This window comes from Streptomyces sp. NPDC013157 (assembly GCF_042899865.1).
GTDB lineage: Bacteria > Actinomycetota > Actinomycetes > Streptomycetales > Streptomycetaceae > Streptomyces.
The window spans coordinates 437,969-462,584 of sequence record NZ_JBIBAK010000002.1 but is presented as its reverse complement, the minus strand read 5'-3'; the positions used below and the strand labels follow the sequence as shown (position 1 = coordinate 462,584).

Here is a 24,616-nt window from a genome sequence, read left to right as displayed (position 1 = left end):
GATGACCTACTCACTCACCCCCCGCAACGAGGGAAACCTGCCCGCGCTCAGCGCACCGCCGCTGATCCGGCTCGACGCCTACGTGGCCGAGGACGGGTCGACGGTGGTCAACGGCCACCTGCTGGAGATGGGCGGCACTCGGCCTCCCAACGAGGCGATCCTCGACGCGATCGCCATGTTCGCCCGCACCCTGGGCGCCCCGGTGGCGGCCACCGTCATCGACCGCAGCGTGCTGCAGGTGGCGCGCCTGCGGGTCCACCCCGACGGCTCCAGCCGGACCATCGCCGACGAGGAGGACCTGCCGCCCGGGCGCGAGCGCACCGCCGCGGAGGAGGAGGCCTTCCCTCCGCTCGCCCGCGTCGAGCGCATCATCGAGCACGCGCAGCGCGGGGAGCTGCACGCCGCGTCCGTCCTCGCCAGCGCCCTGCGGGAGCACCTCACGCTGCGCAGGGGAGCGGAGGACGAACTCTCGCTGGAGGCACGGGCGATCGAGGCGTACCTCGCGTACCAGCGCGGCGACTACATGCTCTCCACCGTCCTCGCGCTGACCGTCGCGCGCATCCGCTGCCGTACCGACCTGAACCGCGCGGCACCCGAGGTGGCCCGCGCCACCGCGGCGTGGCAACGGCTGACGGACGACGGCCAGGTGGCCACCCGAGGGCAGGAACTGCTGCACATGTGGGAACACCTGGCCGGGCAGGGCATCCAGCTGGAACCGGCCCACCAGGCCATGGCGCGGGCGGTCCGGAGCCGGCTCGAACGGGGCAACCGCTCACTGCCAGCCCCGGCTCCGGCCTCCGCACCGGCCGTGACGGCGGGCCAGGGGCCGGTCGCCCCCGAAGACACGCCCCTCAACCCCACGCGCCGGGGACTGCGACGCTTCACCCGGCGCGCCGGCCGCTCCGCCGAGTCGCAGTCCTGAGTGGGTCAGGTGCACGCGCCCCGAAGGGCGCTGGGGGTACCCCCGGCCGAGGGCTCGGGGAGGAACTGCGCGACCAGCCATGACGGCGTTGCAGGCGAACGACGGGGTACAACGGCACTTCCTGGGGCCGATCTCAGCCGTCCGCGGACGTCACAGGCCGACCGGTGAACGCGTCGAGGAGCACGCGGTCCCCGAGCGGCCTGCGCAGCCCGACCTCGACGTCCTGCTCGATCAGCTGGGCGGTGCAGGCGCCGTCCCGCGCTCCCGTGACGGAGGCGTACAGGACGACGCTCGCGTCCGTCTCCAGCGCACCGACGACGGGGCCGTCGTCGCACGCCCCGTGCGTGGCCCGCACCGTGACGGACCGGCCGTCCGGCGCCGTCCCCGTGAGCCGGGGGATGATCCTGAGGCCGCCCGCGGCCCCCTCCCGGGCGGGAGCGACGGGTGCCCCGGGAACCTTCGACGCGCTGACCGCGACCCGCTTGAGCGGGCTGTCGTAGCCGTCGAGCGTGAACAGCCAAGCGGGGACGGTGGCCGTGCCGCGGCTCGTGGTGATGGCCGTCGTGCCGAGCCTCGCTCCCGTCACGGTCAGCCGGGACCCCGCACTGTCGTTGCGGGCGAAGGACCCGTACGCCTTCCGCGCTCCCCAGAGCGGACGGGTGAGAGTGCCCCCGCTCGCCCACTCGACCTTCCCCTGACCGGTGGTGGCGGCGGGCAGATCGCCCCGCAGCGCGAAGTTCCCGGTCTCGTAGGCCTGTTCGTCCGCCCTGCTGTGCCAGCCCGACGCCGGAACCTGCACCTCGTCCGCCATGGGGTAGAAACCCCGGCTCCAGGCGGTGGCCGCCGCGGATCCCCGCCAGGCGTCGGCCACTTGCCGGGCCCGCTGCACCTGCGCCGACCGGGCCTGCCCGTCGTCGCCGGCTCGCGAGCCGGCGACGCAGCCCGCGAGGAGGCAGCCGCCCAGCACGGGCGCGACAAGCAGGCCGACCAGACGTTTCGCTCGTACGTGCATGACATCCCCCGGAGTTCGTTTCCCGGCGCGGCGGCTCAGGGTCCACGTCTTCGACGCACGGGACGGCGTTGACGTTCGCCCGCAACTCTGGTGCCGTGTACGAATCTTGTTTGCCCGCCGTACGCCTTCCCCGTGTGTGATGTGGGGCGGTTGTGAACGAGGTGGGAGCGATTCCATCCGTCCACCGCCGTCTCGCCCTGAGTGGGCACGCTCCGGGCCGTTCCGGGTCGACAACGTTGTCCCGGTGGGGACCGGACGTGCGTGTGAACCGCGACGATGGAGAGGTTCCGTGCCTGTCAGACCCGATGCCTCCGTGCCCCGCACCCTTCGTACGACAACCGCACGCCGGCGCGGCCGGCCGCTGCGCGCGACGATCGCCGTACTGCTGGCCGGGGCGCTCGGCCTCGTCGCACTGGCGGGCGGGGGCACAGCCGTGGCAGTGCCCGCCGCGCCCGCCTCGGCGGGGACCGCGGGGACATCCGCCGGCACGGACTACACCAAGCTCGTCGACCCGTTCGTGTCGACCGGCGGCGACGACGGCAACGACCTGCCGGGCGCCGAGGCACCCCACAGTCTGGCCAAGGTCAACCCGCTGACCACGCCGAACCGCAACCACTCCGGGTACGACCACGACGAGGACCACATCGCCGGGTTCACCGCCACGGACCTGGACGGCGTCGGCGGCTCGGGAGGCGGCGGCGACCTGCTGGTCGTCCCGACCTCGGTGCGGTACGACAGCCGCCCCGCCACCGGCACGTACGCGCACGCGTACAGCCACGCCGACGAGACCGCGACCCCCGGCTACTACCAGGTGGGGCTCGGCGCCCTCTCCGGAACCGGTTCGTCGGTGACGCAGGACGCCGGCACCATCGACGCCGAGACGACCGCGACGACCCGCACCGCGCTCGAACGCTACAGCTTCCCCGCCGGGTCGAGCCCCGAACTCGTCCTCGACCTCGCCAACAACTTCACCAGCCGCACCCGCGCGACCATGAAGGCGACGACGCTCCCGGACGGGACCACCTCGATCACCGGCCTCGTCGCGGGCTCGTTCAACGGCGCCGCCTACCGTCTGTACTACGACGCCACCACCAACGTCCCCGTGACCTCCCTGCGGAGTTGGGGCGACGATGGCAAGCTCAGCGACGCGACCGCGCAGGACGGCGCCGACACCGGCGCGATCCTCGGGTTCGACAAGTCCGCGGGGGACGACATCGAACTCCGCATCACCCTCTCGCCGATCAGCGCGGAACAGGCCGCGACCGACCAGCACAACGAGGTGGGCGACCTCACCTTCGACCAGGCACGCGCACAGACGAAGGCGGACTGGAACAGCACGCTCGGCGCCGTCGCCGTGAAGTCCTCGGCCACCTCCGACCCCGACTCCACGCTCACCAAGGAGTTCTACACGCACCTGTACCGCATGTACGCGCTGCCGGTGAACGCCACCAGCACCAGCGGCACGTACCGGGGCGTCGACGGAGCGGTGCACAAGACGAACGGCTTCACCTACTACGACGGATGGTCCACCTGGGACGACTTCCGCAAGTACTCCGTCGAGGCCTACATCGACCCGGCCGGCTACCGGGACCTGGTGCAGTCGCTCATCGAACTCTTCGCCGACGCGCACACCTCCGGCAAGAGCCTCGGCAGCCTCACCCACTCCGTGCCCACCGTGCGCTGGGAACGCTCGCCCGTGGTGATCGCCGACGCACTGTCGAAGGGCTACAAGAACTTCGACCGGCTCGACGAGGCCTACCCGGAGCTGCTGTCGTACACCGGCTACTACACGGGCGCGCAGTTGCGGCAGGGATACGTCTCCGGTGATCCCGGTACGACCGTCCAGCGCGGTTACGACCAGTGGGCGCTCTCCGCCATCGCCGGCGCGCTGGGCAAGGACGCGGAGGCGAAGCAGCTGCGCACCCGGTCGACCATGGCGATCGGCAACCTCGTGAAGTCCGGCGCCTGGACCGCGGCCGACGGCACCGAGGTCGGTCTGCTCACCCCGCGCGCCTCCGGCGGCGACTGGCAGAGCGCCGACTACGAGAAGTTCGAGGCGGCCGGCCTCTACCAGGGCACGCTCTGGCAGTACAACTGGTACGACGCCTACGACATGGGCGGCCTCATCCAGGCCATGGGCGGCGCGAAGGCAGGCAGGGCCGCGATGGAGCACATGTTCGGCGAGGACGCCGCCGCCGACGACGGCTCGACCATGCTCCACTCCAACGCGAACGAGATCGACCTCCAGGCGCCGTACCTGTTCAACTACGTCGGCGAGCCGAGCCTGACCCAGAAGTGGGTGCGTGCCATCTACACCGGCACGACCTGGAACCGCTACATCGCCACCGGTTCCACCAACGAGGCCCCCAGCTCCGGCGGCGAGTTCACCCCGCCGGTCGACACCCGGGTCTACAAGCTCTCCCCGCACGGCTTCCTGCCGACCATGGACAACGACGCCGGCACCATGTCGACCATGTTCGTCGCCGCCGCCCTGGGACTGTTCCCGGTGACCGCGGGCTCCAGCCAGTTCCAGATCGGCAGCCCGTTCTTCGACTCCACGACGATCACCTACGCCAACGGCAGCACGTTCACCGTGAAGGCCGACGGCGTCTCGCCGAGCGACTACTACGTGCAGAGCGCGACCCTGAACGGCCGCCGTTTCACGAACACCTGGCTCGACTACGCGCAGATCATCTCCGGCGGCACCCTGGACTTCACGATGGGTGCCGAGCCGTCCGCATGGGGCACCCGCACGGCGCCCGCGTACTCGTCGAACACCGACTCGGGCGACGCGGGTGCCGGAGACACCGAAACGGGCCAGGACAGCACTGTCGTCTCCGCCCGGCCGGGCACCGTCACCACCGACGCGGACGGCACCGCCGACGGAAGCGTGCGGCTCACCCTGACCGGTCCCGCGACCTTCGCCGCCCGCAAGGGAACCAGCCTCACCGCAACCGGATCGGCGACCGTGACCGGCCTCCCCGACGGCGTCACGGCCGACCTCCGCGTCACGGGCTCGCACACCGCGAGCCTGGCACTCACCGGCACCACCGACGTCGACGCGCGCTTCGGCATCACCTTCCGCGACGCGGCCTTCGCCCACGGCGTGCCGGCCGCCACGGTCACCGGCACCGGGATCTCTGCCACCGACCCGCTCCTCCTCTCCGCCGCCGCGGTCCAGCGCAAGGCCCTGAGCGCACTCGTCGGCCAGGCCTCCCTGGTGCGCAGCGGCCACTACTCCGACGGGTCCTGGACGCTGTTCCGCTCGGCACTCGACCACGCCCGGACCGTCCTCGCGGACACCGCCTCGACCACCGGCACGCTCATGGCCGCGGACGACGCGCTCCGGTCGGCCGTCGACGCGCTCACCATCGACGAGGGCGGCTACGCCGTCCTCCAGGCCGAGGACCCCGACCAGAAGGAGGGCCCCAGCCTCAAGAGCGAGGCGTACTACTCGGACGGCGACCTCGGCGGCGTCACCGAGGGATCGTGGGAACGGTTCACCAAGCTCGACTTCGGCGGGGTCGCCCCGCGGAGCATCTCGGTCCGCTACGCCAACCCGCAGGCCACGACCGCGCAGCCGAGCAGCGTCGACATCCATGCCGGCACCGCCGACGGCCCCCTCGTCGCCACCGTCCCGCTCCCCGGCACCGGCGGCTGGCAGAACTACACCAGGGTGCAGGCGGCCGTCACCGACCCGGACGCCCTGTCGGCCGCATCCGGCGCGACGTTCGTGTTCCACGCCCCCTCCGGCCGGCAGTGGGTGGCGAACTTCGACTGGTACCAGTTCTCGCCCGACGAGGTCTCCTCGTCCTCCCCGACCACCCTCGCCACCCTGACCGCGGCCGACTCCACCACGACCGGCGGCGGTTCGCTCCCGCTCGACCTCGCGAACGGCATCTTCGAGAACGTCACGAACGGCGCGTGGGCCGAATGGCAGGGCACCCACCTCGGTGCGGGCGCCGACACCGTCACCGTCAGCTACGACAAGCCCCAGTCCCGGGCGGCGTCCGACTCGCACATCGAACTGCACCTCGGATCGAAGGACGGCACCAGGACCGTCGACATCCCCCTCGGCTACACCGGATCGGGCTGGGGAACCGTCGCCACCACCACCGTGCAGCTCGACCGGGACGTCTTCACCGGCGTCCAGGACGTGTACGCCGACTTCGTCTCAAGCACGCAGACCAGCTCCCAGCCGTACGTGGGCAACGTCCACTCACTGACGCTGACCCGGGACGCCGACTCCCCGGTGGCCTTCGACGCCACGGCGTTCACGTCGAACAGCGGCGGCGGCCTCAAGAGCGAGACCGCCACCTGGAGCGACGCGGGCTCCGCCACCGACCTCGGCGGCACCTACAACGGAGCCTGGCTCGGCTACGGGGACGTCGACTTCGGCGCCGCCCCGAAGAACACCGTCACCCTCACCTACGTCAACAACTCCGCCCGCTGCGGCACCGGTTCCGCGGTCCAGCTCTACCTGGACTCCTTCGACCCCTCGAACCCCGGAACGCCGTACGCGACCGTCCCGCTGCCCGTCACGGGAGCCGCGTGGTCGTCCGGCGGGACCACGAGCCTCACCCTTCGCCAGGCGGTCACCGGCACCCACACCGTCCACCTGCGGCTGACGACGACCCCCGACTCCTCGCACCCGTACGTCGCGAACCTCGGCCGGATCACCTTCGGTCACGCCGGCACACCCGCAACCGCCGACAAGTCCGCGCTGCGCAAGGCGATCGACCAGTACGGGGTACTCTCCGGCGACGCGCGGCGCTACGACAGCATCGACTTCGGAGTCTTCCAGCGCGAACTCGCCGCCGCCCAGGCCCTCGTCGTCGCCGCCGACGCGACCCAGCTCGAGGTCGACACCGGCACCCGGAGCCTCACCCTCGCCGCCGGGCAGCTGACCCCGCTGCCGAGACTGAGACTGGAGGACCTGGTCGCGACCGCGTCCGCCCTCGACGACGCCCGCTACACGGACGCCTCCTGGCAGGCGTTCACCGGGGCACTCACCGCGGCGAAGACCGCACTCGCGGACGGCACGGCCACCGACGCTACCCTCACCGCACGGTACGACGCCCTCGACCACGCCGTCTCCGCACTCACCACGAAGCCCAGGACGGTCCCGACGGCACCTGGCGCGGTGTCGGCGACCTCGTCCGGCACCGGCGTGACCGTCGCCTGGTCCGCACCCGACGACGACGGCGGCTCACCGGTCACCGGCTACGAGATCACCCTCGACGACGGCCACCAGGTCCAGATCCACGATCCGGACAGCCGCAGCACGACGTTCACCCGGCTGCGGACCGGCACGTCGTACACCGCGCGCGTCCGGGCGGTGAACGCCGTCGGTGCCTCACGGCCGAGCCCCGCCACGGCACCCGTGGTCACCGGCGGCGGCAAGCCGCAGGCGCCGACCGTCACGGGTGTGCTCACCGACGGCAGGCAGGTCCGTGTGACCTGGCGGGCCGCCGCGGACGGCGGATTCCCGCTCATCGGGTACACCGTGGCCCTGGACGACGGAACCACCGCGCACGTCCCCGCCACGACGGACACGGCACTGCTCACGGCCACGAGCAGGGCGAAGGCGCACACCGCCACCGTGACCGCGGTCACCCTGGCCGGAACCTCGGCGGACACCGACGCGACGGGGACGGGCGCCTCCGCCACCTCCGATCCGACGACGTACGTCCCGTCCCCCTTCCCGGCCGACACGCTGAACGCGGCCTACTCCTCGGACAAGTGGCCGACGACCGCCGACGGCACCGACTACTTCGACGACCTGCTCAGCGGTATCGACGACCTGGGCTCCGGCACCCTCGGCGCCGACACAGCGGTACCCCACGGCACCGCGCTCACCGCGGAGAACGACGAGACCGCCGTCGCCGTCAACAACGCGGCGACCCAGCAGCAGGTCGACCGGGCCGAGGTGGACGCGACGAACAGCGCCACCGTCACGATGGCCGACGGCCTCGGTTCCCGCCTCGGCCGGGTCTACCTCGACGCCCTCGACGGCGGCGGACTCCCGAAGACCAGCGCCCTGTTCTCCCGCGTGACGCAGGGCCTGGACACCCACGACGCGGCGAAGGACCACTACGGCTACCTGCGCCCGTACGTGCGGCTCGGGTTCGTCGGCGACGGCGGTGACGTGTACGAGTCGCAGGACGGTTCGTACAGCAACCTCGCCACCACCGGTTCGTACCCGAGCGGCCACACCTACGGCGGCTACGAGGCCGGCACCGTCCTGGCCACGCTGCTGCCGGAGCTGGCCCCGTCGATCCTCGCGCGCACCTCGGAGTACGGCAACAACCGCATCGTCCTCGGATTCCACTACCCCCTCGACGTCATGGGCGGCCGCATCACCGGCCAGGCCACCGTGGCGCACCGGTGGGCGGACCCGGACTTCCAGAAGCTGCTGATGCAGGCCCACACCGAGATCGAGAACGTGCTGCTCGCGCAGTGCGAGAAGGAGGGGTACGGCGACACCCTCGCCGCCTGCGCGGGCGACCCGTACGACGGGCTCAGCACGGCACAGGACGTCGACCTCTACACCCAGCGCCTGACCTACGGCTTCTCCCGGGTCGGCAAGGCCGGCCAGGCTCTGCGCACGCCCTCCGACGCGGCGGCACTGCTGATCACGGCCTTCCCGGACCTCACCACCGAACAGCGCACCGAGATCCTGGAGCAGACCGCGGCCGACTCCGGGTACCCGCTCGACCTCACCGCGGACGGCGAGGCGAGCTGGCAGCGGATCAACCTGGCGGCGGCGATGGCGGCGGACGTGGTCGTCGGCACCGACGGGTCGGTCACGGTGACCAACTTCTCGGACGCCACGAAGGCGAGTGTCGCCGACGCCCGCGCCATCACGGTGGGCGGCGCCGCGATCGACGGATTCGCCCCGGACGTGACGACCTACGTCGTCGACTGGCCCAAGGACGCGAGGATCCCGGCCGTCTCCGCCGTGGCGGCCGAGCCGGGAGCCCGGGTGAAGGTCACCGACGGCAGCCCGGTCCTGTCGTCGACCGGAGCCCGTCTCACCACCCGCACCATCGCCGTGACCTCGCCGAACGGTTCGGTCACCCGGACCTACGCGGTCGGCTTCCAGCACACCTCGCACGCGCAGCGGCCGGTCGCGTCCGGCGACGGCCACGGACCGGGCTCCGCCGGTGGCACGGGGCTCTGGTCGCCGGCGACGGAGTGGACGGAGACACGGGGACTCCCGTGGGCACTGATCACGAGGTGACCGCCTGACCTGCCGCGCCCGGAGAGGGGCGCGGCAGGTCAGGCCGCTGCCGGGGTGCGCGTGCGGCGGTCCGTTCGCAGACCGAGCCTCAGTACGCGTGGTGCACTTGCCAGAACGCCCAGGCCTGGCAGGGGCTGCCGTACGTGGTGTTCATGTAGTTGAGGCCCCACTTGATCTGCGTGGCCGGATTGGTCTGCCAGTCGGCGGCGACGGAGGCCATCTTGTTGCCGGGCAGGGCCTGGACGAGGCCGTAGGCGCCGGAGGAGGGGTTGACCGCGAGGTAGTTCCAGGTGGACTCGTGGTCCACGATGTTGCTGAAGCACTGGAACTGGCCGCTGCCCACGATCTGCGCGGCCATCGCCTTGATCTGCGCCACGGTGTAGGAGCTCTGCACCTGGAAGCTGGCGGTGGGGTCGCCGGACGCGGCCTTGGCCGCCGCCCGTTCCTCGGCCGCGGACTTCTTGGCCTTCGCGGCCCTGGCGGCCGCGGCCCGGGCGGCCTGCTCGGCGTCCTTGCGGGCACTCGCGTCCGCCTGCACCGCCACGGTGTCGGCCTGCTGCGTCAGCGACGCGGTCTGCACCTGGGCCTGCTGCCCCGTGGGCAGGTCCGCGAGGAGGGTGGCGTCGGCCGCCGGCGCCTCCGCGTCGTTGTTCTGCGCGCTGCTGCCCGAGGCGACACCGACGACACTTCCGACAGCGGTGACCGCGGTGGCCGACGCCACCGCGATTCCCCGGACCGATATGCGGCTCACGCGCTTCTCTTCCTCTTCGCCCGGGCCACCGTGTGCGGCGGTCGACGGAAGTGTTTCGCTTGCTGGGTAAGGCAGTTGGAACACTCTTGCGTGCCGGCGCGGCCGACGCAATGCCGGAGGACGTGCGGATGCTCACACCGTCGCCGGAGCGGGGTACAGGGGCCACCATGAGCCTCGATGAACAGTGAGGGGAACCAGGGCGCGGGGTGGGTCGTCGGGATCGATGCCGGCGGCACCCGGACCCGTGCGGTCCTCGCGGACGCGCGGGACGGGCGGGTCCTCCGGGAAGGCGAGGCCGGGCCGGGCAACGCGCTGACCGTGCCGGGCCCGCAACTCGCCGCGCATCTGGCGGAGGCGGTCGCGGCGGCCGTGCCGGAGGCGATGCGGGCGCGGGTCCGCGCGGTGGCCGGCGGTTTCGCGGGGGCCGCCCGGGCGCCGGAGGAGGAGCGGGGCCGGGTACGGGCGTTGGCCGGCCTCACCGCCGCTCTGTCGCGGCTGGGGATCACCACCGGAGCCGTCGAGATCCACAGCGACATCGAGGCGGCCTTCGCCGGGGCGCCCGGGCATCCGGCCGACGGGCTCGCCCTGGTGGCCGGCACCGGAGTGGTCGCCGCGCGGATCGAGGGGCGCGCACTGGTCGCCACGTCCGGCGGGGACGGCTGGCTGCTCGGTGACGACGGCGGCGGGTTCTGGATCGGCCGCGAGGCGGCACGGGCGGCGCTGCGGGCTGCGGACGGGCGGGGCGGACCGACGGCGCTGACCGGCACCGTGGGCCGGGCCCTGGGAATCGCGGCGGGCGTACTGCCGCCGGCCGGCGGCGGGTGCTGGGCGCCCGCCCGGCGGGCCGCCTACCGGGCACAGCTGCTGCCCGCCGTGCTGGACCGCCCGCCCGTGCGGCTGGCCGACCTCGCGCCACTGGTGCCGGACGCGGCGGCGGACGAGGACGAGGTCGCCGGGGCGATCCTCCGGGAGGCGGTCGCCCATCTCGCCCGCACCGTGGCCGCGTTGCGGCCACGCCCGGGTGAGGCACTGGTCGTCACGGGCGGTCTGACCGCCCCGGACGGTCCGCTGCTCGCCCCGCTCGCGCAACGGCTCGGCGGCCTCACGCTCGTCCCGGTGGCGGACGGCCGTGCGGGGGCCGTGGCCCTGGCGAGGCTGCTCACCACCGGCCACCGGCCCCCTCAGGATCCGTGACCACCCGCACCCACTGCCTGCCTCGGGTACGGTCCGGCCGCGTCGGCCGCCGTGAACTCCGCGGAGTGGATCAGGAGTCGGCCCATGCCCGCGTCCTCCACCGTCACCGTGATCCTGCGCCGCTCGCCGGGCGCGAGCCGCTCGGCGGCCACGGGGACCTCCGCGTGTACGGTTCCGTCCTCGCCGACGGTGGCGCGGTTCTCGCCGACGCTGCGAACCCCCGGTCCCTCGACGGCGAGCAGTACCGGTCGGCCCGGGATGTGCTCGGCCCGAACGAGGACCACCTGCAGCGGTTTCTCAGGGGTGCCGGTGAAGAGCTCGGTCGACTCGACAGAGGTCACACGCATGGGGCTCCTACGAGTGCTGGTGGAGCCCCATCCTGGCATCGTGGGGTGGTTCAATCAACCAGCCGCAGTGGTCTGTTGTTGGTTCATTCATGCAGGCCGGAGGCGGGCTCAGTGCGATCGCCGGGCCTTCACCGCGTGCTGCCCGGCGATGTGGTCGGTCAACGCCAGTGCCGCGCTGGCCCGTTGGTAGGTGAGCTGGGCGACCCGGACGTACAGGCAGTCGATGAGGAGCAGCACCGAGTGACGGGCGCCGATGATACCGGTGGGGAAACTGGTCTCCGGGGTGGACGAGATGAGCCGGATGCCGGCGGCGCGGGCGAGCGGGGAACGCGGGTCGGAGGTCAGGGCGATCGTCGTCGCGCCGCGCTCCCTGGCCGTCTCGAACGGCTCGGTCGTCTCGCGGGTCGACCCGGAGTGGGAGATGCCGAGCGCGACGTCGGCGGGGGTGAGCAGCGCGGCGGAGGTGACCGCGGCGTGCACCTCGGTCCAGCCGCGTACCGAACAGCCGATCCGGAACAGCCGGGTCTCGGTCTCCTGCGCCACCGCGCCGCTGCCGCCCACGCCGTAGACGTCGATCCTGCGGGCCCGGGCCATGGCCTGCGCGGCCCGCTCGACCGCATCCAGGTCGATCCGGTCCAGGGTCTGCTGGACGGCCCGCAGGTCCGCGGTGCCGACCACCTTCACCACGCGCTCCAGGCTGTCGTCCGGGGAGATGTCCGGACCGATCTCGGCCGTGCCCCAGTCGGAGACCTCGCCGCGGCCCCGCTCCTGCGCGAGCGCGATCAGCAGGTGCTGGTAGGAGTCGAGACCGACGGCCCGGCAGAAACGGGTCACGGTCGCCTGGGAGGTGCCGGTGCGGCGGCCCAGCTCCGCGGCCGAACAGTGCGTGACGGCGGTCGGATCCGCCAGGATCAGCTCGCCCACCTTCCGCAGGGAGCCGGCCAGGCGCGGCAGCTCGGTTCGGATCAGTGCGGTGACGTCGGTCGAGGGCATGCAGAGACGGTACCTGCCACCTTATGAGTCGTCAGTTGAATACCGGGCCCGGAACGGCACGCCGTTGCCCCGCACACCGAGAGCGTGATTAATTGATTCGTCGATCGGGGTAGCTCGGGGGGTGTGCGCGTGTCCGTCGAGTCCGCCGGCGGGTCCGGGACCGGACCGGTGAACGCCGAACGCTTCGCCCGCGAGGGCCTCGCCGCCCTCCACCGCCTCACCGAGTCCGCGCGCGCCGACGTCGTCCGGGCCGCCGGACTGATCGCCGACTGCGTCCGCGCCGACGGGGTCGTCCAGGCCTTCGGCACCGGCCACTCCCAGGCGCTGGTCCTCGAAGTCGCCGGCCGCGCGGGCGGACTGGTCCCCACCAACCGGATCGGCATCGCCGACCTCGTCCTCTACGGCGGTGAGCACCCGAGCGTCCTCGACGACCCGCTCCTGGAGCGCGAGCCCGGCGTCGCCGCCCGCCTCTACGCCCTCGCCGCCCCGCATCCCCGGGACCTCTTCGTCATCGTCTCCAACTCCGGGGTGAACAACGTGATCGTGGAGATGGCCCTGCACGCCAAGGAACGCGGACACCGTCTCCTCGCCCTCACCTCCCTCGCGCACACCAGGGCGGTCCCGGCCGTCCATCCCAGCGGCAGGAAACTCGCCGACCTCGCCGACGTGGTCCTCGACAACGCGGCCCCGCGCGGCGACGCGCTTCTCGAACTCCCGGGCGGCGGCGCGGTCTCGGCGCTGTCCACGCTGACCGGGGTGATGCTGGTGCAGATGGCGGTGGCCGAGGCGGCCGGCCTGCTCCTCGCCTCCGGCGACCGCCCGCCCGTCTACGTCTCGGCCAACGTGCCCGGCGGCTTCGAGGGCAACCTGGAACTGGAGAAGCGGTACGCCGGACGGATCCGGCGCACCGCGAGCTGAGAGCGCGTCAACCGAGGGGCGGGCGCCGCCCGTGCCACGGGAGCGCGAGTTCCGGGGAGCGGGACACCTGGAGCGGCAGGTCCTCCCGCCAGGGCGCCGCGACGAGCCGGACGCGCACCGGCAGCCCGGTCACGTTGAACACCCAAGGGAACACCCCCATCGCCTCGCCGCCGGGCACAGCGCCGCTCGGGTCGCGGCGGAGATCGGCTGCGTCGATCAGTCCCACCTGCACCGGTACGGCACGGCCTCCGCCGGGGGGACGCCCGCGGTGGTGTCGACCGCGCCGTGGCCGGCGGTCGACGACGTCGCCTGGGCCACGCCTGTCTGTCGGGATCACCGCTCAGGGCCGCGCGGCGACGACGGGGTACCTGGACCCGGTGCCGCGTCCGGGCCGGCGGGCGCCTTCCGCGCACGGCGGTGCTGTGTCCTCGCCTGGGCCCTGGCGGCCTCGGCGAGGGCCGGCTGGAGGCGGCGGGCGGCGTCGACGTGGTCGCCGGTCCAGATGATCCGCACCGCGACGGGCGTGGCCCGGCCCTGACCGTCGCTGAGTTCGGTCCGGACGGACTCCACGAGCCGCGCCGCGCCCTCGGGCTGGAGCGGGACGGCGTCGGGGACGGACGAGCGGCCCCCGAGGCTCGCGGCGAAGCCGTGGTACCAGTCGGTGACCCGGGCCGCCGAACCGAGGACGGCACAGTGGGCGTCGGCCCGGACGGCCTGGACACGCGCCAGGCCCTCGCCCTTCCACAGGGAGACGACGGCGTCGGCGGCCAGCCGGAGCCCGACGACCCCGGTGACGAGAGTGGTCGCGCAGGACAGCGACAGCGGCTTGGCGCCGCGTTCGGCGAGGTAGGTGCGGAACGCGTCGTCGAGGCGACGGGCGGCGGCCGCCGCCACCCGGCTCTGCGGATCGGGGGCGGCGGGACTTCGGTGGCCCAGGGCGTAGTCCACCGCGTCTGCGAGGTAACGGGCGCTGTCGTCGTACGCCTCGGCGAGCGCCCTGTGCACGGCGCCCCGGGCGCCGCGCGGCCAGAAGAACACGGCCACCAGCACGCTGACCAGGCACCCCAGCACGATGTCCTGGACGCGCAGCAGGGCGATGTGCCAGTTCGGGTCCTGGCCGACGTTGAACAGCACCACCAGGGTGACGGTGAACGCGGCCTGCCCGGCGGCGAAGGAGATGGCGGCGGGCGCGATCCCTGCGCACAGGATGGCCACGGGGAGCACGAACCACAGCGCCGTCCCGTGGTGGCCGATCAGATGCAGCAGCGCGGCACCCACCACGGACCCGGCCACCGTGCCGAGAACGGCGCGGACGGCGTTCTGCCCGGTGCTGAGCGCGTTGGAGCGGAGCACGGACAGGGTGCCCAGCAACACCCAGAAGGAGTGCCCCACACCGGCCACCCCGGCCAGGAACACGGCGATGCCGAGGCCGACGGCGCCGCGCAGGCTGTTGTGCAGCCACACCGAGTCGGGCCTGAGATGGGCGAAGGCGCGTTCCCGCGCGGCCGCGAGGGGTGCGCTCAGGGCGCCCGGCTCACGGCCGAGGAGCCGCTCGGGCCAGCTGCGCTGCCAGGCGGTGGCCGCCATGTCGACGTTGTCGGCGATCTGCAGCACGGCGAAACCGAGCTCCTGGGCGCGGAAGGACACGTCGAGCGTGGCGATGAACCCGTAGACCTCCGCCATGCTGGTGCCGCCCGGGTGTTCGGCGGGCACCTGGACGGTGGAGCTGTGCTCCATCGCGGCCAGGGCCGCGCGCAGGTCGTTCCCGCGGGTCCGCAGCGGACCGGTGTCCCTGTTCAGGTCCGTGAGCAGGTCGCAGGCCGCCTCCAGGACGTGGGCGGCGGCGCGGCGCACGGTGTGCGCGGCCGGGTCGCAGGCCGGGGGCTCGTCGGTGTACTCGGACCGGTCGACGAGGACGGCGCACAGCCAGGTGAGCTGGTCCACCAGCCGGACGAGAGCACGTGAGGTCGCGGACAGGCCGGTCGGGCGGGACGTCGTGGCGTCGAAGACTCCGCGCAGGTCCGCGCCGGTACGGGCGGTGTGCTCGGCCCCGGCCCGGCACCGCTCGGCGTCGGACCCCGGCCCGTCCGGCCCCGGCAGGGCCGCGCGGATCCGCAGATACCCGGCGGCGGCACGGCAGACGGCCGCCGCCGGGGCGCTGAGCAGGTCGGCGACGGGACGCGGCCACAGCAGGGCGACGGCCGGCAGGGCCACCGCCCCCGCCAGGCCCGCGCCGGCGAGGCGCGCGGGCAGCTGCGACAGGGGCACCGGGGCGCTGACCGGCAGCACGAAGGCCAGCAGCAGCGCCGTCGAGCTGCCGGCCAGGACCGAGCTGACCACGCCGGCGAAGAGGACCGCGAACCCGACCACGACCGTGGCCGCCACGGCGAGCCAGAGCCATGGCGCGGCCAGGGTGCCGAGGCAGATCAGCACCAGCCACGCCACCGCGAGTGCCGCCTGCGCCCGCAGCCGCTCCACCATCGGCCCGGAGTAGTCCACCAGCAACAGCATCGAGAAGGAGCCGAACGCGGCGTAGCTCGCCATCGTCGGGGAGTGCAGCACCTGGGTGCACAGGGCGAACAGGGCGGGCATCACCAGCGCCGTACGCCCGGCCCGCCGGGTCGCCGCGAGATCCGGGTCCTTGCCGCGCAACCACGTCACCCACCGTGGCGCCCGCCCCGACATGTCCACCTCCCGCCGGCCCCGGAGTGGCCGGCCCCGTCGCCGCACCGCTCACACCACCCATATGCGGTCACCGCCGGGCCGTCCGCAACATTTGCCGGGGCGGCCGGTGGACCGCTCGCCGGGGCGCCCTCGAAACGCTGCCTCGCCTCCACGGCCGAGGCGGTCCCGTCCTCAGCGCACCGGGAAGCCGAACGAGTACCCCTCTTCCTTCAGCCAGGGCAGCACCTCACGCAGGGCGGCGACCGTCTCGGAGCGGTCGCCGCCGGCGTCGTGGAAGAGGATGGTCGGCCCGTTCGGCAGCTCCTCCTTGACGGTGGCGACGATGACGGCCGTGCCGGGACGCTCGAAGTCCTTCGAGTCGACGTTCCAGCCCAGCGGGCGCATGCCGCGGGAGGCGGCGACCTTGCGGCTGTAGGGAGTGAAGGCGCCGCCGGGGGCGCGGTAGTAGAGCGGCCGTACACCCCCGGACGCCTCGGTGATCATGCGCTCGGCTTCGAGGATCTGCTGGGACTGGTAGGCCTCGGACTTGGTGTCCATGGTGACGTCGTGGGAGACCGTGTGGTCGCAGAGCCGGTGCCCGGCCGCCACCACCGCCCTGACCAGGTCGGGGTGTGCCTTCGCCTGCGGCCCGATCATGCAGAACGTGGCCTTCACGCCGTACTCCTCGAGCACCTGGAGCACCTTGGGGGTCCAGACCGGGTCCGGTCCGTCGTCGATGGTGATGTTGACGCCCCTGGCGCCCCGGTCCGAGGCGTGCGCGATCTCCACCGACACCGGCGCCGGAGCCGCCTTCGGCGCGGGGTGGTGCACCGAAGTCCCGGGTTCCGCGGTCCCGTTGACGGGACCGGCCTGCGCGGTCCACAGCGAGGCGGCCACGGTCACGGCCGTGACCCCGAGCGCCGCCGCGACCATCTGGCCGTACCATCCCCGTCCGCCGTGCCGCGCCATGTCCGCCCCGATCCTTGTCGTTCAGTCGATCTCGTGCACCCGTCAGGACGGAAGACGGGGGGCCCCGGATCCCTCCGTTACCGATCACGGACAATTCCGCGAGAGTTCTGCGACAGGCGCTCTGCGAGACCTTTAACGCCGGGCGGCGCGATCGGTGTTGGCGGTCCGCGCAGAACGGGGCACGGGGCGGGGCGCGGAGCCGGGAGCACCGGGATTCCGGATCGGGGAGCGGTGCCCCCGCGGCGGCCAGGCAGCAGTGCGAGCGGGAGAGCCTCGACGCGGCTCGATCGCTCGGCACCGAGCGCGGCGTCCGTGAGGTGACGCCGACGGACATCGCCGCCGCCGTCGGCATGCACGAGTCCGCGATGCTGGGGTACTTCGGGACACGGGAGCAGATCTTCCCGAGCCGCACCGCGGAAGGCCGGCGGGACTGATCGGCGGCGCTGCGGGCGCGGCAGGCCGAGACGGTCGCGCTCGGCGAAGTCGCCTCACGGGCAACGGTGTTGCAAGGGCAAAGGCTCCTGGGGATCACCGAGAGCGCTGCCGCGGACGTGGTCGTCACGGCAACGAGCACGGCCGGCGCGCTCTGGCAGACGGCCGCGCCCGGCACCCGGCTCCGTGAACGCTACGAGTCGCGCCCCGAGCCGGCACAGGCCGTCGTCGATGTCGAGCCCCGGCTCACGCGCACCCCGAGGTCCCTGCTGAACGGAGTGGGCGTGACGGCGACGGCGTCCCCGGCGGCCGGTCCGGCGCAGCGGTGGACGGCACCGCGCAGGGAGACGCAGGCCCGCCACGCCACCATGCGGTGACGCGGCGGGCCGGCGGTCCGGTCGGATCCGGCTAGGCGGCGCGCAGGGCCTCCCTGATGGAGTCGACGGCGAGGTGCCGGGCGACGTTCGTGGCTCTCGTGTCGCGCAGGCTGTCGAGCATCATGAAGTCGTGCACCATGCCCTGGACCCGCACGGCGGTGACCGGGACATCGGCCTCCCGCAGATGCGCCGCGTAGGCCTCGCCCTCGTCACGCAGCACGTCGGCCTCGTCGGTGATCACCAGGGCCGGCGGCAGGCCTCTGAGGTCGTCGACGGAAGCCTGCAGGGGGGCCGCGTAGCGCTCCCGGCGCTGGGCCTCGTCGCTCGTGTACTGGTCCCAGAACCAGATCATGCCTTCCCGCGTGAGGTAGTAGCCGTCGGCGAACTGCTGGTAGGACGGCGTGTCGAAGTCGGCGTCCGTCACCGGGTAGAGCAGGATCTGCGCGGCGAGTTCTATGTCGCCACGGTCCTTGGCCATCTGGGCGAGGACCGCCGACATGTTGCCGCCGACGGAGTCCCCGCACACGACCATCCGGGACGGGTCGAGGCCGTACTCGCTGCCGTGCTTCACCACCCACTGGGCGACGGCGTAGTTCTGCTCGATCTGGGTCGGGTACTTGGCCTCGGGGGCCCGGTCGTAGACGGGGAACACGACCGCCGCCCGTGCCCCGGCGGCCAGCTCCCGCACGAGGCGGTCGTGGGTGTTCTCGTCGCCGAAGACCCAGCCGGCGCCATGGATGTAGAAGATCACCGGCAACGTCCCGTTGACGCCTTCGGGCTTGACGAGGTGGGCGCGTACGGTGCCCCACTCACCGGCGTCGATGTCGATCCAGCTCTCGTCGGCGGCGGGTTTGGCCACCCCCTCGCCCGTCTGCAGACCGGCGAGAATCTCACGCCCCTGCGGGGGCGGTACCTCGTAGATCCGCGGGTGCGGTGCGGTGGCGTCGGCGAGTTCGCGGGCCGCGGGCTCCAGGTACGGGGTGGGCGGCGGGGGCAGATCCTTCATGACGAACCTCCAGAAAGGGCCGATGCCGCGGCGGCGGGGTCCGGCCGGCCGCTCGCCTCCGCCGGTCACCGCCGGTCGAGGGCGGCACCGCGGGTGTGTCGGCGGCAGGGCCGGGCAGGCGGCATCGTTCTCCAGCCTGACACCGGACCGCGCGGGCGGCATCACGTGGCCGACTCCGAACGGTGGGCCCGGCGCTACGGGCTGTGGGGGAGGGCGACCGGACAAGGGTCCCGGCCGGACGGTTCGCCGCGGGCGGTGCCGGGACCGGCTCACCTCGGCGCAGGCCGGAGCACATGCCTCCGTTCGCGACGGTCGCATGGAGATATGCCGAAGTCCTCGGGCGGTCCTGGCTCCGGGCCGCACCCGCCCTGAAACTGTCAACTGACGGTCGGCGGCGGCCTGTTCGAGCAGCGTGAGCGCCCAGAACCCGAGGGAGCAGTCATGAAAACGCGCCTCCAGTGGACCCACGGCCGCGGCGAGCACGCAGTCGTCGCACGCAAGCAGGCGTACGCGGCCGAGATCCTGGTCAAGTTCCTCGTCCTGGCCGGACTGGTGTACATGCCGGTCCTGCTCTTCCACTGGGGCGAGTGGATCCCGTTCGCCGTGGCCGGCGGCTACCTGCTCTGGGAACTGGGCCGCCTCAACAGCGCCCTCGGCGAGTTGGCCGACCTCTGGAACGAGCAGCACCGGCAGCGGCAGGAGCCGGCTCGCAGCGACGCCCTCGACTGACGCGGCCGGGCTCAGGCGGCCCCGCCGACCTCGTGGACCAGCTCGATCGCCCGCCCGAGCGTGGTGAGCCGGTCCTCCAGGCTCTCGCCCGCCGGGTAGAGGCGTACGGTGTCGACGCCGGCGTCGCGCCAGACCGCGAGGCGCTCGCGCACCATGGACTCCGTGCCGATCAGCGTCGTACCGAGCACCATCTCGTCGGTCACCAGAGCCGCCGCGCCGTCCCGGTCGCCTGCCTGCCAGCGCTCACGCACCTCGGCGGCGACCTCGGCCCAGCCCTGGCGGCTGTAGGCGCTGTTGTAGAAGTTGGTGGATGCCGACCCCATCCCGCCGAGGCTGAACGCGAGTTCCTTCCTGCGTCCGGCGACCATCGCGCCGAGCGCCTCCTCGTCGGCGGCGAAGGCGACCTCCGCGCCCTGGCAGACGTCCAGGTCCGCACGGGTACGACCGCTCCGGGCCAGGCCCTCGTCGAGGTGGGCGAAGTAGGCGTCGGCGGCGCCCTCGGGCACGAAGCTGGTGCCGAGCCAGCCGTCGGCGGCCTCGCCGGTCAGCCGCAGCATGGCGGGGGAGAGGGCGGCGAGGTAGACGGGGATGTCGTGCTCGGCACGCATGGACAGGCGCATCGGGACGGCCTCGCCGCCGGGCAGCGGCAGCGTGAACTCCTCGCCGGAGTACGAGATCCGGCCGCCGTCGACCACCCGCCGGACGATCTCCACCGTCTCCCGCATGCGGCGCAGCGGCCGGGCGAAGGGGATGCCGTGCAGTCCCTCGATCACCTGCGGGCCGGAGGCGCCGAGACCGAGCAGGAAACGTCCGCCGGACAGGTTGGAGAGGGTGATGGCCGTCTGGGCCACCGCCGTCGGTGTCCGGGTGCCGAGTTGCATGATGCCGGAGCCGAGCAGCATCCGGTCGGTGAGCGCCGCGTAGTAGCCGAGAGCGGAGGGCGCGTCGGAGCCCCAGGCCTCGGCCACCCAGCAGACGTCCAGGCCCAGCTTCTCGGCCTCGACGACGAAGTCGCTCGTCCGGGACCGGTGTTCGCCGCCCGAGGCCTCGATCGTGGTCGCCGTCCGCATCACGCCTCCGCCCGCTTCTTGATCTGCGCGAGGGTGGCGGTGATGCCACGCTCGAACTCCCGCAGCCGTACGAACACGATCTTCTGCTCCTTGTCGGGCATCCGGTCGATGGCGACCGACAGTCCGGAACGTCCCGGACCCAGCTGCATCCACTGCGACAGCTCCGTTCCGCCGTCCTTCGGACGGAGCCGGAACCGCCAGACCGCGGAGGGCTCGGACGGATCCTGCACCGCCCAGGCGAACACCGACTCCCGCTCGCACTCGATCACGTGGGAGGTGGTCTCCCACTTCCCGAACGCCTCGTGTTCGCTGCGGCCGACGAACCGTGCCCCCACCGCCGGAGCTACGGCCCCGTCCAGCCAGGCGACGGACCGCAGCTCCTCGCTCATGTCCGGCATCAGGCCGATGTCGCTGACCAGGGCCCACACCGTGGCCGGTGGGGCGTCGATCCAGGTCCGCACCTCGACCGTGGGTCTGTCCGCGTAGCGCGCGCCCGTCCACTCCACGACCGGCCTCCTTGCCGTCCGGGTGTCCGCCCTCAGAGTTGCTAAATAAGACTCAGCCTGTCAAGACGTCAATGGGTCAAGGCGCCACGGGATGCTCAGTCGACACCGAACCGCCGGCGGATGTCCGGCCGCTGCCCGAGCCGCTCGGGATAGCCCGGCCCCATCCGCATCGAGGTCTCCTCGGACCTGAGCGGCGTCCGGCACCGGGAGCAGACGACCTCGGCGGTGGTGTCGTGGCCGCACGCCCCGTGGTGGAACACCACGGGCACGCCTCGTTCCCCGGCCAGCCACCGGTCGCCCCACGCGGACATCGCGGCCAGCACCGCGAACAGGTCCCGGCCCTTCTCCGTGAGGACGTAGTCGTAGCGCGGCGGCTCGGCCTCGTACAGCCGCTTCTCCAGGATCCGCTCGTCCACCAGATGACGCAGCCGGTCGGTCAACGTGTTGCGGGCGATGCCCAGTTCCTGCTGGAACTCGTCGAAGCGGCGGATCCCGTAGAAGGCCTCCCGCACCACCAGCGGCGTCCAGTGGTCACCCAGCAGATCGACGGTCCGTGCGATGGAGCACGGCCACGTGGCGAACGACGTCCGTTTCATGGCCCCACGATAGCGAGTCTTGTGAAGAAACCCTGCTGACAGTCGCGGTCACGGATGTGAGCGGCCCGCGCAGGCCGCAGCATGAAGCGGGGGGCCTGGCCGTCCGCCGGCGGCCGTCGACCGTGGATCGAGGTGTCCGACCATGAAGATCGAGGGATCGGTCGCGCTGGTGACCGGAGCGAACCGCGGGATCGGGCTGGCGTTCTGCCGCGCCCTGCTGGCCCGGGGCGCGGCCAGAGTGTACGCGGGCGTACGGCGGCCGGAAGACCTCACCGAGCCGGGCCTGGAGCCGCTCCGCCTCGACGTCACCGACCCCGAGCAGATCGCGGCCGCCGCGCGCACGGTCTCCGACGCGACCATCGTGATCAACAACGCGGGCATCCAGGCCGGACCGGGCCTGCTGGAGGGCTCCCTGGACGGCGCGCGGCGGGAGCTGGAGGTGAACTACCTGGGCACCTGGGCCGTCTCCCGGGCCTTCGCGCCGGTACTCGCGGCCAACGGCGGCGGCGCCCTCGTGAACATGCTGTCCGTGGCCTCGTGGCGCTCGACCTGGCGGTTCCCCAGCTATGCCGCGTCGAAGGCGGCGCAGTGGTCGGTGACCAACGCACTGCGGGTCGCCCTGCGGGAGCAGGGGACGCTGGTCGTCGGCGTGCACGTCGGCTGGGTGGACACCGACGCCACCGCGGCGGTCGACGAGCCCAAGACGGATGCGGCCGAGGTGGCCGCGCAGACGATGGAGGCGATAGCCCGCGACGAGCCCGAGGTCCTGGTCGACGAGACCGCCCGCCGGGTGCGCGCCGCGCTGTCCGGGCCGCTCGATCTCCTCTACCCGACCGGCTGATCGCGCGACCTGATCGTGCGACCGTGGAGTCAGCAGACCGACTCGACACAACGGTGAGGTGGAGCCATGCAGACCGACTTCGACGTCGTCGTCCTGGGAGCCGGGCCGGGCGGCTACGTGGCCGCGATCCGCGCCGCCCAGCTGGGCCTGCGCACGGCCATCGTGGAGGGCCGCTTCTGGGGTGGCGTGTGTCTGAACATCGGCTGCATCCCGGCGAAGGCGCTGCTGCGCAACGCCGAGGTCGCCCAGCTGATCCTGCACGACGCGGAGAAGTTCGGCGTGAAGATCAGCGGGGAGGTGGGCCTGGACTACCGCGCCGCCTACGAGCGCAGCCGGGTGGTGGCCGACGGGCGCGTCAAGGGCGTCGGCTACCTCATGCGCAAGAACAAGATCGAGCAGTTCGAGGGGCAGGGCACCTTCCTCGACCCGTACACCCTTCAGGTGCGCATGCAGGACGGCGAGACCACGCTCTCCTTCCGCTCCTGCATCATCGCGACCGGCTCGACCGTGAAGCTGCTGCCCGGTACGACGCTGGGGCGGCGCGTCGTCACCTACGAGGAGCAGATCCTCTCCGACAGCCTCCCGTCCAGCATCGTCATCGCGGGTGCCGGGGCCATCGGCGTCGAGTTCGCCTACCTGCTGCGGTCGTACGGTGTCGAGGTCACGCTGGTGGAGTTCCTGGACCGGATCGCCCCGCTGGAGGACGAGGAGGTCTCGGCCGAGCTGACCAGGCGCTTCAAGCGGCAGGGGATCCGGGTCCTGACCTCCACCGCCGTGCAGTCCATCGAGGAGACCGAGGACGAGGTCCGCGTGACCGTCCGTTCCGGCGACTCGGAGCAGGTCCTGGAGGCGGAGAAGGTGCTGCAGGCCACCGGCTTCCAGCCGCGGACGGCCGGCTACGGGCTGAGCAGCACGGGGGTACGGCTCACCGAGCGCGGTGCCATCGACATCGACGGGTACTGCCGTACCAGCCGGCCGCACATCTACGCGATCGGCGACGTCACGGCGAAGCTGATGCTCGCGCACACCGCGGAGGCGATGGGCATCGTCGCCGCCGAGAGCATCGCCGGCGCGGAGACCATGGAGCTGGACTACCGCATGATCCCGCGGGCGACGTTCTGCCAGCCGCAGATCGCCAGCTTCGGCTGGACCGAGGCAGAGGCCCGTGCCCAGGGTTTCGACGTGCGGGTGGCGAAGTTCCCCTTCACGGCCAACGCCAAGGCGCACGGCTTCGGCGACACGGTCGGGTTCGTGAAGCTCGTGAGCGATGCCCGCTACGGCGAACTGATCGGCGGCCACCTGATCGGACCGGACGTGACGGAGCTCCTGCCCGAGCTGACGCTCGCTCAGAAGTGGGACCTCACGGTGCACGAACTCGCCCGGAACGTGCACGCCCACCCGACGCTGAGCGAGGCGGTCCAGGACGCCCTGCACGGCCTCGCCGGACACATGATCAACCTCTGACGGGCCTCGGGACCGGAGGTGGTTGAGACGTGCGGTCGTACCATGACGTGACCGCTCAGCAGCCGCCCCGAGGAGTCACCGTGGCCCGCCCCCGTACCGCCGCCCGCACCGTGGAGCACCCCGAGCTGTCCGAGGTCTCGCTCCAGCAGGTGCTGGAGGCGCTGGTGGACCCGGTGCGGCGCATGGTGGTGTCGCAACTGGCCCGTGCGGGGGAGGACCTGAGCTGCGGGACGTTCGTCGCGCCCGTCTCGCTGTCGACGCTGACGCACCACTTCACCGTGCTGCGCGAGGCCGGCGTGATCCGCCAGTACTACGTCGGCACCGCGAAGATGAACACGCTGCGCGCCGACGAGATGGAGCTGCGGTTCCCCGGGCTGCTCTCCGCGGTGCTGGCCGCCGCGGCGCTGGAGGCGGAAGCGGGTGCGGGCCGGGACGGCCGGTGACCTTATTTCGATCGAGCTCAAAATTTGACGGTCATGAAACCTTGGGGCAGGGTGAATGGAGGCGCCGGGCCGGCCCGGCGCGTCTCCGTCCCGGACCCTGCCCCCAGGACGGATGCACCATGGCAAGACTCGTTCAGTT

21 protein-coding genes are annotated in these 24,616 nt (G+C 72.6%); 10 read left to right on the top strand and 11 right to left on the bottom strand.

What is annotated here, in order from left to right:
• The first annotated feature begins 1 nt into the window (after window position 1).
• Window positions 2-922: a hypothetical protein gene (locus ACFY6U_RS07460; RefSeq protein WP_390035605.1), complete on the top strand. Its 921-nt coding sequence runs from the start codon at window positions 2-4 to the stop codon at window positions 920-922.
• Between the two features lie 133 nt (window positions 923-1,055).
• On the opposite strand, the gene ACFY6U_RS07455 is transcribed toward ACFY6U_RS07460, so the two are convergent.
• The gene (locus ACFY6U_RS07455) at window positions 1,056-1,934 is read right to left on the bottom strand and encodes a hypothetical protein (protein ID WP_390035603.1); all 879 of its coding nucleotides are present in this window, start codon (window positions 1,932-1,934) and stop codon (window positions 1,056-1,058) included.
• Between the two features lie 289 nt (window positions 1,935-2,223).
• Between ACFY6U_RS07455 and ACFY6U_RS07450 the strand changes: the two genes are divergently transcribed.
• Window positions 2,224-9,177, top strand: a complete 6,954-nt coding sequence (locus ACFY6U_RS07450) for a glycoside hydrolase domain-containing protein (RefSeq protein WP_390035601.1) — start codon at window positions 2,224-2,226, stop codon at window positions 9,175-9,177.
• Between the two features lie 88 nt (window positions 9,178-9,265).
• Here the strand turns inward: ACFY6U_RS07450 and ACFY6U_RS07445 are convergent, their stop codons facing one another.
• Entirely contained in the window at window positions 9,266-9,928 is a 663-nt protein-coding gene (locus ACFY6U_RS07445) for a lytic transglycosylase domain-containing protein (protein WP_390035599.1), read from the bottom strand.
• Window positions 9,929-10,105: 177 nt separating this feature from the next.
• On the opposite strand from ACFY6U_RS07445, the gene ACFY6U_RS07440 reads away from it, so the two are divergent.
• The gene (locus tag ACFY6U_RS07440; RefSeq protein WP_390035597.1) at window positions 10,106-11,122 is read left to right on the top strand and encodes a BadF/BadG/BcrA/BcrD ATPase family protein; all 1,017 of its coding nucleotides are present in this window, start codon (window positions 10,106-10,108) and stop codon (window positions 11,120-11,122) included.
• On the opposite strand, the gene ACFY6U_RS07435 is transcribed toward ACFY6U_RS07440, so the two are convergent.
• Window positions 11,110-11,469, bottom strand: a complete 360-nt coding sequence (locus ACFY6U_RS07435) for a hypothetical protein (RefSeq protein ID WP_390035596.1) — start codon at window positions 11,467-11,469, stop codon at window positions 11,110-11,112. The two genes, ACFY6U_RS07440 and ACFY6U_RS07435, sit on opposite strands and share 13 nt — an antisense overlap.
• A gap of 108 nt (window positions 11,470-11,577) precedes the next feature.
• Window positions 11,578-12,462, bottom strand: coding sequence for a MurR/RpiR family transcriptional regulator (locus ACFY6U_RS07430; RefSeq protein ID WP_390035594.1), 885 nt, complete (start codon window positions 12,460-12,462; stop codon window positions 11,578-11,580).
• Window positions 12,463-12,591: 129 nt separating this feature from the next.
• On the opposite strand from ACFY6U_RS07430, the gene ACFY6U_RS07425 reads away from it, so the two are divergent.
• Complete coding sequence (locus ACFY6U_RS07425) at window positions 12,592-13,380, top strand: sugar isomerase domain-containing protein (protein WP_390035592.1); 789 nt, start codon at window positions 12,592-12,594, stop codon at window positions 13,378-13,380.
• Between the two features lie 7 nt (window positions 13,381-13,387).
• Here the strand turns inward: ACFY6U_RS07425 and ACFY6U_RS07420 are convergent, their stop codons facing one another.
• The 3 genes from ACFY6U_RS07420 to ACFY6U_RS07410 form a co-directional block, all read right to left on the bottom strand.
• Window positions 13,388-13,612, bottom strand: coding sequence for a hypothetical protein (locus tag ACFY6U_RS07420; protein ID WP_390035591.1), 225 nt, complete (start codon window positions 13,610-13,612; stop codon window positions 13,388-13,390).
• A 101-nt stretch (window positions 13,613-13,713) separates the two neighbouring features.
• Window positions 13,714-16,041: an FUSC family protein gene (locus ACFY6U_RS07415; RefSeq protein WP_390035589.1), complete on the bottom strand. Its 2,328-nt coding sequence runs from the start codon at window positions 16,039-16,041 to the stop codon at window positions 13,714-13,716.
• 195 nt (window positions 16,042-16,236) lie between these two features.
• Window positions 16,237-17,013, bottom strand: a complete 777-nt coding sequence (locus ACFY6U_RS07410) for a polysaccharide deacetylase family protein (RefSeq protein WP_390035587.1) — start codon at window positions 17,011-17,013, stop codon at window positions 16,237-16,239.
• A gap of 14 nt (window positions 17,014-17,027) precedes the next feature.
• Here ACFY6U_RS07410 and ACFY6U_RS07405 point away from each other — a divergent pair, with 14 nt between their 5' ends.
• Together ACFY6U_RS07405 and ACFY6U_RS07400 are read left to right on the top strand one after the other, a co-directional pair.
• On the top strand, window positions 17,028-17,447 hold the full coding sequence (locus ACFY6U_RS07405; protein WP_390035585.1) for a helix-turn-helix domain-containing protein: 420 nt from the start codon (window positions 17,028-17,030) through the stop codon (window positions 17,445-17,447).
• 66 nt (window positions 17,448-17,513) lie between these two features.
• The gene (locus tag ACFY6U_RS07400; RefSeq protein ID WP_390035583.1) at window positions 17,514-17,822 is read left to right on the top strand and encodes a hypothetical protein; all 309 of its coding nucleotides are present in this window, start codon (window positions 17,514-17,516) and stop codon (window positions 17,820-17,822) included.
• Between the two features lie 31 nt (window positions 17,823-17,853).
• Here the strand turns inward: ACFY6U_RS07400 and ACFY6U_RS07395 are convergent, their stop codons facing one another.
• A complete protein-coding gene (locus ACFY6U_RS07395; protein WP_390035581.1) occupies window positions 17,854-18,828 on the bottom strand; it encodes an alpha/beta hydrolase in 975 nt (324 codons plus the stop codon).
• 441 nt (window positions 18,829-19,269) lie between these two features.
• On the opposite strand from ACFY6U_RS07395, the gene ACFY6U_RS07390 reads away from it, so the two are divergent.
• Entirely contained in the window at window positions 19,270-19,557 is a 288-nt protein-coding gene (locus tag ACFY6U_RS07390; protein ID WP_390035579.1) for a hypothetical protein, read from the top strand.
• An 11-nt stretch (window positions 19,558-19,568) separates the two neighbouring features.
• Here ACFY6U_RS07390 and ACFY6U_RS07385 read toward each other — a convergent pair whose 3' ends face one another.
• The 3 genes from ACFY6U_RS07385 to ACFY6U_RS07375 form a co-directional block, all read right to left on the bottom strand.
• Complete coding sequence (locus ACFY6U_RS07385; RefSeq protein ID WP_390035577.1) at window positions 19,569-20,627, bottom strand: LLM class flavin-dependent oxidoreductase; 1,059 nt, start codon at window positions 20,625-20,627, stop codon at window positions 19,569-19,571.
• A complete protein-coding gene (locus ACFY6U_RS07380) occupies window positions 20,627-21,133 on the bottom strand; it encodes an SRPBCC family protein (protein WP_390035576.1) in 507 nt (168 codons plus the stop codon). Before ACFY6U_RS07380 ends, ACFY6U_RS07385 begins: the two co-directional genes overlap by 1 nt.
• Before the next feature lie 95 nt (window positions 21,134-21,228).
• The gene (locus tag ACFY6U_RS07375) at window positions 21,229-21,729 is read right to left on the bottom strand and encodes a winged helix-turn-helix transcriptional regulator (RefSeq protein ID WP_390035574.1); all 501 of its coding nucleotides are present in this window, start codon (window positions 21,727-21,729) and stop codon (window positions 21,229-21,231) included.
• A 142-nt stretch (window positions 21,730-21,871) separates the two neighbouring features.
• On the opposite strand from ACFY6U_RS07375, the gene ACFY6U_RS07370 reads away from it, so the two are divergent.
• From ACFY6U_RS07370 to ACFY6U_RS07360, 3 genes are all read left to right on the top strand, one after another.
• Complete coding sequence (locus ACFY6U_RS07370) at window positions 21,872-22,570, top strand: SDR family oxidoreductase (RefSeq protein ID WP_390035573.1); 699 nt, start codon at window positions 21,872-21,874, stop codon at window positions 22,568-22,570.
• A gap of 66 nt (window positions 22,571-22,636) precedes the next feature.
• Window positions 22,637-24,034, top strand: coding sequence for a dihydrolipoyl dehydrogenase (gene lpdA / locus ACFY6U_RS07365; protein WP_390035572.1), 1,398 nt, complete (start codon window positions 22,637-22,639; stop codon window positions 24,032-24,034).
• 80 nt (window positions 24,035-24,114) lie between these two features.
• A complete protein-coding gene (locus ACFY6U_RS07360) occupies window positions 24,115-24,477 on the top strand; it encodes an ArsR/SmtB family transcription factor (RefSeq protein ID WP_390035570.1) in 363 nt (120 codons plus the stop codon).
• Window positions 24,478-24,616: the final 139 nt, after the last annotated feature.

Coding starts and splice junctions, on each gene's coding strand:
- ACFY6U_RS07460 (WP_390035605.1), top strand. CDS start 2: ATGACCTACTCACTCACCCCCCGCAACGAGGGAAACCTGCCCGCGCTC.
- ACFY6U_RS07430 (WP_390035594.1), bottom strand. CDS start 12,462: ATGCCCTCGACCGACGTCACCGCACTGATCCGAACCGAGCTGCCGCGC.
- ACFY6U_RS07385 (WP_390035577.1), bottom strand. CDS start 20,627: ATGCGGACGGCGACCACGATCGAGGCCTCGGGCGGCGAACACCGGTCC.
- ACFY6U_RS07390 (WP_390035579.1), top strand. CDS start 19,270: ATGAAAACGCGCCTCCAGTGGACCCACGGCCGCGGCGAGCACGCAGTC.
- lpdA (WP_390035572.1), top strand. CDS start 22,637: ATGCAGACCGACTTCGACGTCGTCGTCCTGGGAGCCGGGCCGGGCGGC.
- ACFY6U_RS07410 (WP_390035587.1), bottom strand. CDS start 17,013: ATGGCGCGGCACGGCGGACGGGGATGGTACGGCCAGATGGTCGCGGCG.
- ACFY6U_RS07435 (WP_390035596.1), bottom strand. CDS start 11,469: ATGCGTGTGACCTCTGTCGAGTCGACCGAGCTCTTCACCGGCACCCCT.
- ACFY6U_RS07375 (WP_390035574.1), bottom strand. CDS start 21,729: ATGAAACGGACGTCGTTCGCCACGTGGCCGTGCTCCATCGCACGGACC.
- ACFY6U_RS07440 (WP_390035597.1), top strand. CDS start 10,106: ATGAACAGTGAGGGGAACCAGGGCGCGGGGTGGGTCGTCGGGATCGAT.
- ACFY6U_RS07370 (WP_390035573.1), top strand. CDS start 21,872: ATGAAGATCGAGGGATCGGTCGCGCTGGTGACCGGAGCGAACCGCGGG.
- ACFY6U_RS07395 (WP_390035581.1), bottom strand. CDS start 18,828: ATGAAGGATCTGCCCCCGCCGCCCACCCCGTACCTGGAGCCCGCGGCC.
- ACFY6U_RS07455 (WP_390035603.1), bottom strand. CDS start 1,934: ATGCACGTACGAGCGAAACGTCTGGTCGGCCTGCTTGTCGCGCCCGTG.